We start from the raw sequence: 11,396 nt of genomic DNA on the forward strand, positions 1-11,396 counted from the left end.
TCTGATCGCATCGTGATCTAGACGCGAAAGACACCGCCCATGGGCGACCTGCACAACGCCCTTGTGACCTACGGGCCCCTCGCCGTCTTCCTCGGCGCGGCCTTCGAGGGGCAAGCCGCCGTGATCGCCGGAGGATTCCTGGCCCACCAGGGCCTGATTCCCCTGTGGCTCACGCTCACGGCCGCCGCGTTGGGCTCGGCCTTGATCGACCACGGCCTGTTCCTGGCCGGCCGTCGCTTTCGCGGCGCCAAGTTCGTGATCCGCGCGGCGCAGACCAGGGGCTTCGCCAAGGCCCTGCAGTTCATCGAGCGGTTCCCGATCAGCTACATCTTCGCTTTCCGCTACCTGTTCGGCCTGCGGATGGTCAGCCCCATCGCGATCGGGGTTTCGCAGGTCGGGACGCTGGCCTTCACCGTGCTCAACATCGCTTCGGCCATCGTCTGGGCCGTCGTGTTCACCGCTATCGGCTACTGGTTCGGCGAGACCATCGAGGCGACCTTCGGTCGCTTCAAGGGCACGGAGCACCGCCTGACCATAGCCGCCGTGATCCTGGCGGGGATCGTGGCGGTCTTCCATCTGGTCAAATGGGCCTGGCCGCGTCTGAAGATGCGTTTCTCCCGCTAGCCCTGGCGCGGCGGGCTGGATAGCTTCACCCCCAGGTTTTCGCGGGGGGTCTCATGCGTATCGGTTGGCTGGTGAGTGTGGCGGCTGCGGCCCTGCTGGCGGGCGCGCCCGCCTATGCCAAGGATATTGTCATCCATGCCGGGCGGCTGATCGACGGGGTTTCCAAGACCTCCCGCGCGGAAGTCTCAATCCTGATCACGGACGATCGCATCATCGGCGTGCAGCCGGGCTATGTCACCCCGACCGGGGCCGAGGTCATCGATCTGAAGGGTGGCACGGTTCTGCCCGGCCTCATCGACACCCATGACCACATCACCGCCGGCTTCCACAAGGGCGACCCGATCCGCAACGCGGTGACCCTGACCCCCTATGACGTGACCATCGAGGCGGTCGGCTACGCGCGGGCCACCCTGCTGGCCGGGTTCACCTCGGTGCGCGATGTGGGCGGCGAGACGGGGGTGGTGGTGGCCCTGAAGAAGGCGGTCAAGGCCGGCACGATCCCCGGGCCCCGCATCTGGACTTCCGGCGGCGCGATCGGGCCGACGGGCGGTCACGGCGACGCGGCCAACGGCCTGGATCCGGATCTCGACCACCCCCACTGGAAGGACAACCTGGTGGACAGCCCGGAGTCCGCCCGGCGGGCCGTCCGCATCCTGCACCGCCAGGGCGTCGACCTGATCAAGATCATGCCTTCGGGCGGGGTCATGTCCATCGGCGACGACCCCAAGCATCAGATGATGGCGGACGACGAGATCAAGGCGGTGGTCGACGCGGCCCACGCGCTGGGCATGAAGGTGGCCGCCCACGCCCATGGCAAGCTGGCCATCGACAAAGCCTCGGCCCTCGGCGTCGACTCCGTCGAGCACGGCTCCTTCGCCGACGCCGAGAGCTACAGGATCATGAAGGCCCACGGGACCTATTTCGTCCCCACCATGCTGGTGGGCGCCAAGGTCTACGACCGGGCCAAGACCCATCCCGAACAGCTCAACCCGTCCACCGCCCAGAAGGCCCTGATGGTGGTGCCGGTCATGGTCAAGAACCTGCACGACGCCTATGCCGCCGGGGTGAAGATCGCGTTCGGCACCGACACCTTCGGCATGTCCGCCCACGGCGAGAACGCTCAGGAGTTCGCCCTGATGGTCAAGGCCGGCATGACCCCTGCCGACGCCATCATCGCGGCCACCTCCAGCGCGGCCGAGCTGATCGGCGACAGGAACATCGGCGCTGTCCAGACCGGCCGCTACGCCGACCTCATCGCCGTCAGCGGCGATCCCTTGGCCGACGTCACCACCCTGGAGACCGTCGGCTTCGTGATGAAGGGCGGGATCGTCTACAAGGCCGACGGCAAGGCTGTCGCGCAATAGATCCGCTCGCCCCGGCGAAGGCCGGGAGCCAGATCGTAAGTCAGGACCCGAGTCCAAAATCCTGAATTCGGCGGATGTATCTGGGCCCCGGCCTTCGCCGGGGTGAGCGGAAATGGGGTTTAGGCCCCCACCGCCTCCGGCTCGGTCACGAACCCCTTCCACGTCGCCATGTACTCGACGAAGGCCGGGCCCAGGCCTTCGTGGCGCAGGTGTTCGCGGGTGACCGGCAGGCTGATGGGGGCGAAGTCGGCGTCCATCTCCAGGCGATGTGGCCAGTCGTGATGCAGGATGGCGGCGCGACCCAGCAGGACAAAGTCGGCGCCGGCCGCCAGCATGGCGCGGGCGTCGGCGGCGCTCATGATCTTGCCGGCGACGCCCAGGCGCACGGCGCCCCGGTCCAGTTCGGTGAAATAGCTCATCAGGGTGCGACCCTTATAGGCCTCGTCCGCAGGCTCCTTGAAGGCGTCCCACAGGGACATGTCGAGGAAGTCGATCAGCTTGGCGCTCATCACCGCCTGGGCGAAGTCGGCGATCTCGCGCAGGTCCAGGTCGAACCGCTCCGGCGACAGCCGCAGGCCCACTAGGAAGTCCGGCCCGCAGCGTTCGCGGACGCCGCGCAGGATTTCCACGATGATCCGGCCACGGTTCTCCGCCGAGCCGCCGTACGGGTCGGTGCGACGGTTCAGCCCGGCGCTGAGGAACTGACACAGGATGTAGGAGTGGGCGCCGTGCACCTCGACCCCGTCGAAACCCGCCGTCTTGGCCCGCACCGCCGCGACGATGAAGTCCTCCACCACCTGTTCGACCTCGGCGGTCGAGAGGCCCCGCGAGCCTGAGGCCTCGTCATCGGACGGCCCCACAGGCTGGGTCCCGATCAGATCCTTGGGCGAGCGGTAGCCTGCGTGGTGAAGTTGCACCACCGCGACGCTGTCGGCGGCCTTGATGGCGGTGGCCAGCCGGGTCAGGCCCTCTATGTGGCCGTCCGACCAGATGCCCATCTGGCCGGGGAAGCCCTGGCCGATCGCCTGGACGTGGGCCGCGCAGGTCATGGTCAGGCCGAACCCGCCCTGGGCCCGCAGGGTCAGCCAGTGGAACTCGTCCTCCGACATCGTCCCGTCCACATGGCTCTGCAGGTTGGTGAGCGGCGCCAGCATCAGCCGGTTCTTCATGGCGCGGCCATGGGGGAAGGTCATCGGAGCGAGCAGATCGGCGGGCAAGGGGATCATCCGGGCTTGAGCGAGGGTGGCGCCAGTTGAAAGGTCCCCCGCCGCCGGCGCAAGCCCCAGCTTGCCTAAGTGATTGCCGATAAGCTGAGCCCGCGCGATGATCGCGGCTCACGCGGGAGGAAGCCCATGAACGCGGACCTGATCGAGCAGAGCCTGGAACTGGCCGCCGAGCGTTGCGAGGATCTGACCCCCCTGGTCTATGCCCGCCTGTTCGCCGACCATCCGGAGATGGAGGCCCTGTTCTGGAACGACAAGAACTGGGCGATCCGCGGCGAGATGCTGGCCAGGGTGTTCTCCGCCATCCTCGATTTCATTGGAGAGCGGCTCTACGCCTCCACCCTGATCCAGACCGAGGTGATCACCCACGCCGGCTACGATGTGCCGCCCGACGTCTTCGCGATCTTCTTCGGCACGGTCGCCGACACGCTGAAGGACGTCCTGGGGCCCGACTGGACGCCGCAGATCGACCAGGCCTGGACCAAGCTGCTGGCCGATCTCGACTACTATGTCACCCACCCGAACCAGGCGGAGACAGCCGGGGTCGCGGTCTAGGTCCGATGTATCTGTTGTCATTCGTGACCACACCCCCTTGCCCTCCCCTTGGGAAATCGCGTCCTGTGCGCTCGCGGAGCGTCCGGTTGAGCGGCGCGGGTCGGGAGCAGTCTTAGTGAACCAGGGCGCGTCAGGCTCCAGCAGGCTGCGCCTGCGCACGATCTTCGGGTTTTCGCTTTCCAACCTGCCGCTCGGCGCGCTCGCCGTGGCTGTCGCGGTCTACCTGCCGCCCTACTTCGCCAGCCATCTTGGCGTCAGCCTGGCGGTGGTGGGAAGCGCCTGGGCGATCGTCCGGCTGCTGGATATCGGCGTCGATCCGGTGCTGGGCCTGATCATGGACCGCACCCGCACCCGCATCGGCCGCTACCGGTTCTGGATGATCGTCGGCGCCCCGGTGCTGATGCTCGCCACCTATGCGCTGTTCCAGGCGCCCTACGGCATCGGCTCGCTGTATCTGATCGGCTGGCTGCTGATCTTCTATCTCGGCACCTCGATCCTCGGCCTCGGCCATTCGGCCTGGGGCGCCAATCTGTCCACCACCTATGATGAGCGCTCCCGCCTCTTCGGTGTGGTGGCGGCCCTCGGGGTCATCGGGGCGGTGGTGGTGCTGTTGATCCCGATCGGCGCCAACGCCCTGCACCGCACCTCGGCCCAGACCGTTCCGGACATGGGATGGTTCATCTTCTGGCTGATCCCGATCTCCATGGTCTGGATGGTGTTCCGCACCCCCGAACGCATCGCGCCGGAAACCGGCATGCCGCAGTTCCGCCTGCGCGACTATGTCTCGCTGCTGGTGAAGCCCGACCTGCTGCGCCTGTTCCTGGCCCAGATGGCCCTGACCCTCGGCCCCGGCTGGATGAGCGCCCTCTACGTCTTCTTCTTCACCGACAGCCGCGGCTATTCGGGCACCCAGGCCTCGGTCCTGCTGCTGGTCTATGTGGTGGCCGGCATTTTCGGCGCGCCCCTTACCGCCCGCCTGGCCCAGAAGCTATCCAAGCATCGCACCCTGATGGTCACCACCACGGCCTATTCGCTGGGCCTGTGCATGGTGATGGTGGTTCCCAAGGGCAACGTGGTCGCCGCCCTGCCGGTGATGTTCTGGTGCGGTTTCATGGCCGCCGGCTTTGACCTGATGATCCGCGCCATGCTGGCCGATGTCGGCGACGAGGTGCGCCTGGAGCAGGGTCAGGAGCGGATCAGCCTGATCTACGCCCTCAACAGTCTGGCCGCCAAGATCGCCTCGGCCTTCTCCATCGGCATCACCTTCCCGCTGCTGGGCAGGCTCGGCTACAACGCCGCGGAAGGGGCCGTGAACACGCCTTCGGCTATCCGCAGCCTGGAATGGGCCTATATCGCCGGCCCCATCGTCTTCGTCATGCTCGGCGGCGCCTGTGTTGTCGGCTGGCGTCTGGACGCCGACCGCCACGCCCAGATCCGCCGCGACCTCGACGCTCGCGACGCCCAGTTCGCCGAGGCTCCCATCCTCGAGAGCATCTCGGGTGAACCGGCTATCCCGGTGCTGGACAACAAGCCGGAGTGACCCTGGCGCCCGCCGGCATCGGTTCTTGTCTTGCGCTCATTGTGCGCCGCAATATGAGCCTGTAGCCGATCGTGTTCGGCGCACTCCGAAGAGGCCGACATGAACCTGAAATCGAAATCCGCCGTGGTCACCGGCTCCACCAGCGGCATCGGCCTGGCCATCGCCCGCGCCTTCGCCGCGGAGGGCGCCAATGTCCTGATCAACGGCTTCGGGAAGCCGGAGGATATTGAGAAGGAGCGCGCGGGCATCGAGGCAGAGTTCGGAGTGAGGGCGATCTATTCGGGCGCCGACATGACCGAGCCGGCGCAGATCGCCGCGATGATCGCCCAGGCGGAGGGCGAGCTGGGCGCGGTGGACGTGCTGGTGAACAATGCCGGCGTCCAGTTCGTCTCGCCGATCGAGGACTTCCCCGTCGACAAGTGGGACCAGATCATCGCCATCAATCTCTCCGCGGCCTTCCACGCGATCCGCGCGGCGGTTCCAGGCATGAAGGCGCGTGGCTGGGGCCGGATCATTTCCACCGCCTCGGCCCACAGTCTTGTCGCCTCTCCCTTCAAGGGGGCCTATGTGGCGGCCAAGCACGGCGTCGTCGGTCTCACCAAGACCGCCGCCCTGGAGCTCGCGCCCCACGGCGTGACGGTCAACTGCATCAGCCCGGGCTATGTCTGGACGCCCCTGGTGGAAAATCAGATTCCCGCCACCATGGCCTCGCGCGGCCTGACCCGGGAGCAGGTGATCAGCGACGTGCTGCTGGCCGCTCAACCCACCAAGCAGTTCGTGACGCCCGAGGAGGTCGCCGCCATCGCCGTCTTCCTCTGCTCGCCCGCCGCCAAGCAGATGACCGGCGCCAACCTCTCCGTCGATGGCGGCTGGACGGCGGCCTGAGGCGGCCCTCCTGACGCGGCGTCAGAGTTTCGCGGCGGTCAATTCCGTGACAGCGTAAGCCTGCGCGAGCCTCCAGAGCTTGCCAGGGAGACGTCATGACCGGGATCATCCTGCACCACTACGAGGCCTCGCCCTTCTCCCAGAAGGTGCGCTGTTTTCTGGGGCTGAAGGGGCTGGCCTGGTCCTCGGTGATCACGCCGAACATGATGCCCAAGCCGGACCTGACCCCGCTGACCGGCGGCTATCGCCGCGCGCCGGTCATGCAGATCGGCGCCGATGTCTATTGCGACACCCAGGTGATCCTGGCCGAGATCGAGCGCCGCGCTCCCAATCCCCCCGCCGTCACCGGTCCCGACTGGGCGGTGAACTTCTGGGCCGACCGACTGTTCTTCCAGACGACCGTCCCGGTGATCTTCGGCGAGATCGGCGAAGCGGTGCCCAAGGCCTTCCTTGATGACCGCGAAAAACTCTCCGGCCGGCCCTTCGACGTGGCCGCCATGAAGGGCGCGGCCGGCGTCATGCGGCCGCAATGGCGGGCCCATGCCGCCTGGATCGATCAAGGCCTGGCCCTCCACCCCTTCCTGTCGGGGGACAGGCCCGGCCTTTCCGACGTCGCGGCCTATATGAACGTCGTCTGGCTCAGCAACGCCCTGCCGGGGACCGCCAAGACCCTGATGGTCGGCCTCACCCGTATCCCCGACTGGGCCGAAAAGATGATGGCGCTCGGCGAAGGCGCCCGCGAGGAGATGGCCGGCCGCGTGGCCCTGGAGATCGCCCGCGACACTCAGCCGGGGCCCACCCCGGCCCATGATCCCGCCGACGCCCTGGGCCTGGATCCCGGAACTCATGTGACCGTCATGGCCGACGACTATGGCCGCGATCCCATCGCCGGGACCCTGGTGGCCGCCACCGCCGACCGGCTGGTGATCGCCCGCAACTCGGCCGATCTCGGCGCCCTGCACATTCACTTCCCCCGTGCCGGCTACGTGGCCGTGCGCGCCCGACCCCTTTGAAGGAGCCCGCCATGGAAGACCGCATAAAGGTTGATCTGAAGGACGGCGTCGCCGATGTGCGCCTGGTCCGCACCGACAAGATGAACGCCCTCGACGACCACATGTTTCAGGCCCTGATCGACACCGGCGAGGCGCTGAAGACCCGGGCGGGCGTCCGCGCCATCGTGCTGTCGGGCGAGGGCAAGGCTTTCTGCGCCGGCCTCGACATGGGCAATTTCGGTAAGATGGCCTCGGGCGAGCGCTCGGGCGGCCAGTCCTCCACCGGCGAGGCCCTGCTGACGCCGAAACGCACGCCGGGCGGCTCCAACCGCGCCCAGCACGCGGTCATGGTCTGGCGCGAGCAGACCGTGCCGGTGATCGCCGCCATCCACGGCGTGGCCTTCGGTGGCGGCTTCCAGCTGGCGCTGGGCGCCGACCTGCGCTTCGTCACCGCCGACACCCGCATGGCCGTGATGGAGATCAAGTGGGGCCTGGTGCCGGACATGGGCGGCATCGTCCTGATGAAGCGCCTGGTGCGTGACGACGTGGCCCGGGAGCTGACCTACACCGGCCGCATCTTTGATGGAGCCGAGGCCCTGCGTCTCGGCTTCGCCACCCGCGTCTGCGCCGACCCCCGCGCCGAGGCCCTGGCGCTCGCCGCCGAGATCGCCGGCAAGAACCCGGACGCGATCAAGGGCTCCAAGCGCCTGTTGGACATGGCCCACGACGCCGACCAGCACGCCATCCTGCTGGCCGAGAGCCAGGAGCAGGGCGCCTTGATCGGCTCGCCCAACCAGGTCGAGGCGGTGATGTCCAATATGCAGAAGCGCGCCGCCGTCTATGCGGACTAACCGGTGGCGTTGGTTCTCTACCACTGCGCCGATGCGCGCTCCTTCCGGGCTCTCTGGGCCCTGGAGGAGTTGCGCCTGGCCTACGAGTTGAGGCTTCTGCCCTTCCCGCCGAGGGTGCTTTCGCCCGACTATCTGGCGGAGAACCCGCTGGGCACCATCCCGCTGCTGGTGGACGGGGCGACCCGGATGACCGAGAGCGCGGCCATCATCCAGTACCTCGCCACCCGCGACGGCCCCTCGGCGATTTCCGTCGAGCCCGGCGACCTGGCCTATGGCGACTGGCTGAACGGCCTGCATTTCGGCGAAGCGACCCTGACCTTCCCCCAGACTCTGGTGCTTCGCTACACGCGCCTGGAACCCCAGGATCGCCGCAACCCCCAGGTCGCCGACGACTACGGCCGCTGGTTCAACGCGCGCCTGAAAGGGTTGGAGCCGAGGCTGGCGGCGAACGGCGGCTGGTATTGCGCCGGACGGTTCACCGGCGCGGACATCTCGGTGGGCTATGCCCTGCTGCTGGCGGAGACGCTGGGTCTCGACGCGCGGTTCAGCGAGGCGGTGGGGGACTATTGGGCACGGCTGCAGACGCGCGACGGGTTCGTGAGAGCGAAGACGGCGCAGAGCGAGGCGCCGCCCCCGAGCTGGCAGACATCCTAACCCTCGACGACGCTTTGGGGTGAGGCCCATTCTTCCCGCACGGCGGCATCGCTTTCGGTCTGCGCCGACCGCAACGCCTCGAACACGTCCGCATCCAACAACCGCCCCAGCGCCCAGACCGCCGCGCCGCGCACCAAGGGCGAGGGATCGGCGAGCAGCCCTTCGGCCACCCGCGCCAACGTCACATCTCCTGAATTCCCCACGGCATAAAGTACGTTCCTCACGAACCGCTCGCGGCCGATCCGCTTGACCGGGCTCTTGGAGAACAGTGCCCGGAAGCTCGGATCATCTAGCGCCGCCAGCTCCCGCAGGCCCGGCGCCTTCAGGGCCTCGCGGGCGTGCAGCCTCTGTTCCCGCGCCGTCGCGGCGAACTTGTTCCAGGGGCAGACCGCCAGGCAGTCGTCACAGCCGTAGATGCGGTTGCCCAGCGCCGCCCGGAACTCCCGCGGGATCGGCCCCTTCAACTCGATGGTCAGGTAGGAGATGCAGCGCCGGGCATCCAGCTGGAACGGCGCCGGGAAGGCCTTCGTCGGGCAGATGTCCAGGCAGGCCTGGCACGACCCGCAGTGGTCCACCTCGGCGGTGTCGGGGGCCAGCTCCAGCTCGGTGAGGATCGAGCCCAGGAACAGCCACGACCCGAATTCCCGGCTCACCAGATTGGTGTGCTTGCCCTGCCAGCCGAGGCCCGCGCGGGCCGCCAGCGGCTTTTCCATCAGCGGCGCGGTGTCGACGAACACCTTCAGTTCACCGCCGAACCTGGACGCCAGCCAACTCGCCAGCTGCTTCAGCCGCCCCTTGATCAGCTCGTGATAGTCGTCGCCCTGGGCATAGGCCGAGATCACCCCTCGGTCCTTGTGCGCCAACGCCTCCAGGGGATCGGCGTCGGGACCGTAGTTGACCCCCAGCATGATCGCCGACCGCGCCCCGCCCCACATGGCGTTCGGATGAGCGCGGCGCTCGGCCGTCGTCGCCATCCAGGCCATTTCGCCGTGGCGGCCGTGGTCGATGAATTCCAGCAGCCGGCCACCCGCCGCCCACGCCTCGTCCACGCGCGCGAAGCGGCAGGCGTCGAAGCCCAGCTCGGCGGCCTTGGCGGCGATCAGCTCAGAAGTCGAGGTCGTCATAATGCGGCGCCGGCGCGAGGCCGGGCCAGCGGTCGGCCAGCAGCGGCCGGAAGGCCGGCCTCGATTTCAGCTTCATGTACCAGGTCTTGACGGCTTGGAAGTCCGCCCAGGGCACGTCGCCAAAATAGTCGATCACCGAGAGGTGCGCCGCGGCTGCGAAATCCGCCAGGGACAGGCGGCTGCCGGCCAGCCAGTCGCGGTCGGCCAACAGGCTGTCGATATAGAGCATGTGTCCGCGCAGGGCCTCGCGGCCCTGGCGAAGGGACGCCAGGTCCGGGGCGCCCAGGCCCAGCAGCCGCTTCTCCATCTTCTCGTGCAGGATGAAGCCGCCGACCTCGTAGTCGAACTTGCGGTCGAACCATTGCATCAGCCGCCGGGCCTCGGCCCGCTCGGCGGGATCGCGGCCCAGCAGCGGCGGTTCGGGATGGGTTTCCTCAAGATAGTCGAGGATCGCGCGGCCTTCGCACAGCACCAGTGGGTCGCGGCTCGTGCCGACGCACAGCACCGGCGTGAGCCCCGAGGGGTTCATCTTCACCAGGCTCGCGGGCCGTTCCCAGTAGCGAACCTGCTCTTCGGCGAAGGCCAAGCGCTTTTCTCCCAGCGCCAGGCGAACCTGGCGGGAAGCGGGGTCGAGCGGGAAGTGGTGAAGGGTAAGATCGAGGCTCATCAGGCGGATGACTATCGCTAACCCTCGTTAAGGCCGCGTTTACCGAGCGCGGTTTCGGCGAAGGCTCCGCCATGCGGCTCTGCTGCGCCGCGAGGGTCGGGATGGATGATGATGTCAGCGCGGGGGAACTCGGCCAGTACGCGTTTTTCCGCCGCGACAATGGCCGAGTGCGCCACTTCAAGCGACAGGGATGGGTCCATGTCGACATGCATCTGCATGTGAATATAGGGTCCCGACGCTCGCGTCCGGAGTTGATGAACGTCCGTCAGGAGGGGGTCGGCGGTCACCAAGTGAACGATCCGGGCGCGGTCATCATCTGGCAATTCGCGATCCATCAATTGGTTCGCGGCTTGGCGAAAAACACTAACTGCTCCCCACAGCAACAGCACGGTGATGATGAGGGCGGCGATGGCGTCCAGGTTCCCCCAGCCGAACAAGACCGAGGCGCCGATCCCGAGCAGGGCCACGGCGTTGGAGGCGAGGTCGGTGGCGTAGTGCGCGCGGTCGCCGGCCACGGCCACCGAAGCGGTTCGCTTCAACACCTGGGTTTGGGCGGCGATCAGCAGACCGGTCATTACGGTTGAAACCGCCATGACGGCCACCGCCCAGCCTTCCTGGTGCAGTTCGTGCGGCTGGAGCAGATTGTGAATGGCCTCTCGCCCGATCAGCGCCGCCGAGGCGAACACCAGGCCCCCCTGGATCAGGCTGGCGAAGGCCTCGGCCTTGCCGTGTCCAAACCTATGCTCGGCGTCAGGCGGAGCCGCCGCATAGCGGACCGCGAAGAAGGTCACGAGCGAGGCCAGCAGGTCGAGCCCGGAATCCGCCGCCGACGCCAGCAGCGCCACTGAGCCGCTCGCCAGCCATACAGCCCCCTTCAGGGTCACCAGCACGGCGGCCACGCCAACCGAGGCCAGGGT

At 67.7% G+C, this 11,396-nt stretch carries 12 protein-coding genes; 8 read left to right on the top strand and 4 right to left on the bottom strand.

From position 1 onward, the window contains the following. The first annotated feature begins 39 nt into the window (after window positions 1-39). Both AAC997_RS07645 and AAC997_RS07650 read left to right on the top strand, forming a co-directional pair. Entirely contained in the window at window positions 40-624 is a 585-nt protein-coding gene (locus AAC997_RS07645; protein WP_340645099.1) for a DedA family protein, read from the top strand. A 53-nt stretch (window positions 625-677) separates the two neighbouring features. After that, window positions 678-1,988 carry an amidohydrolase family protein gene (locus tag AAC997_RS07650; RefSeq protein ID WP_340645100.1) on the top strand — a complete coding sequence of 437 codons (1,311 nt, stop codon included), beginning with the start codon at window positions 678-680 and terminating at the stop codon, window positions 1,986-1,988. Window positions 1,989-2,107: 119 nt separating this feature from the next. Here the strand turns inward: AAC997_RS07650 and AAC997_RS07655 are convergent, their stop codons facing one another. After that, window positions 2,108-3,205, bottom strand: a complete 1,098-nt coding sequence (locus tag AAC997_RS07655) for an NADH:flavin oxidoreductase (protein ID WP_340645101.1) — start codon at window positions 3,203-3,205, stop codon at window positions 2,108-2,110. A gap of 135 nt (window positions 3,206-3,340) precedes the next feature. On the opposite strand from AAC997_RS07655, the gene AAC997_RS07660 reads away from it, so the two are divergent. The 6 genes from AAC997_RS07660 to AAC997_RS07685 all read left to right on the top strand — a co-directional run bounded on the left by AAC997_RS07660 (window position 3,341) and on the right by AAC997_RS07685 (window position 8,688). Continuing rightward, the gene (locus tag AAC997_RS07660; protein WP_340645102.1) at window positions 3,341-3,766 is read left to right on the top strand and encodes a globin; all 426 of its coding nucleotides are present in this window, start codon (window positions 3,341-3,343) and stop codon (window positions 3,764-3,766) included. Between the two features lie 115 nt (window positions 3,767-3,881). After that, the gene (locus AAC997_RS07665; protein ID WP_340645103.1) at window positions 3,882-5,306 is read left to right on the top strand and encodes an MFS transporter; all 1,425 of its coding nucleotides are present in this window, start codon (window positions 3,882-3,884) and stop codon (window positions 5,304-5,306) included. 99 nt (window positions 5,307-5,405) lie between these two features. Further along, window positions 5,406-6,191, top strand: a complete 786-nt coding sequence (locus tag AAC997_RS07670; protein ID WP_340645104.1) for a 3-hydroxybutyrate dehydrogenase — start codon at window positions 5,406-5,408, stop codon at window positions 6,189-6,191. A 95-nt stretch (window positions 6,192-6,286) separates the two neighbouring features. Next, the gene (locus AAC997_RS07675) at window positions 6,287-7,204 is read left to right on the top strand and encodes a glutathione S-transferase (RefSeq protein ID WP_340645105.1); all 918 of its coding nucleotides are present in this window, start codon (window positions 6,287-6,289) and stop codon (window positions 7,202-7,204) included. 11 nt (window positions 7,205-7,215) lie between these two features. Then, a complete protein-coding gene (locus tag AAC997_RS07680; protein WP_340645106.1) occupies window positions 7,216-8,034 on the top strand; it encodes a crotonase/enoyl-CoA hydratase family protein in 819 nt (272 codons plus the stop codon). 3 nt (window positions 8,035-8,037) lie between these two features. Further along, window positions 8,038-8,688 (top strand): glutathione S-transferase, encoded by a 651-nt coding sequence (locus AAC997_RS07685; protein WP_340645107.1) that lies wholly within the window; start codon window positions 8,038-8,040, stop codon window positions 8,686-8,688. On the opposite strand, the gene queG is transcribed toward AAC997_RS07685, so the two are convergent. From queG to AAC997_RS07700, 3 genes are read right to left on the bottom strand one after another with little or no spacing between them, the layout of a single operon-like run. Further along, window positions 8,685-9,812, bottom strand: a complete 1,128-nt coding sequence (queG, locus tag AAC997_RS07690; RefSeq protein ID WP_340645108.1) for a tRNA epoxyqueuosine(34) reductase QueG — start codon at window positions 9,810-9,812, stop codon at window positions 8,685-8,687. The two genes, AAC997_RS07685 and queG, sit on opposite strands and share 4 nt — an antisense overlap. After that, the gene (locus tag AAC997_RS07695; RefSeq protein ID WP_340645109.1) at window positions 9,793-10,479 is read right to left on the bottom strand and encodes a glutathione S-transferase family protein; all 687 of its coding nucleotides are present in this window, start codon (window positions 10,477-10,479) and stop codon (window positions 9,793-9,795) included. Before AAC997_RS07695 ends, queG begins: the two co-directional genes overlap by 20 nt. Window positions 10,480-10,496: 17 nt before the next feature. Continuing rightward, on the bottom strand, window positions 10,497-11,393 hold the full coding sequence (locus tag AAC997_RS07700) for a cation diffusion facilitator family transporter (protein WP_340645110.1): 897 nt from the start codon (window positions 11,391-11,393) through the stop codon (window positions 10,497-10,499). Window positions 11,394-11,396 lie beyond the last annotated feature (3 nt).

Source organism: Phenylobacterium sp., from assembly GCF_037968635.1.
In the GTDB taxonomy this organism is placed as follows: domain Bacteria; phylum Pseudomonadota; class Alphaproteobacteria; order Caulobacterales; family Caulobacteraceae; genus Phenylobacterium.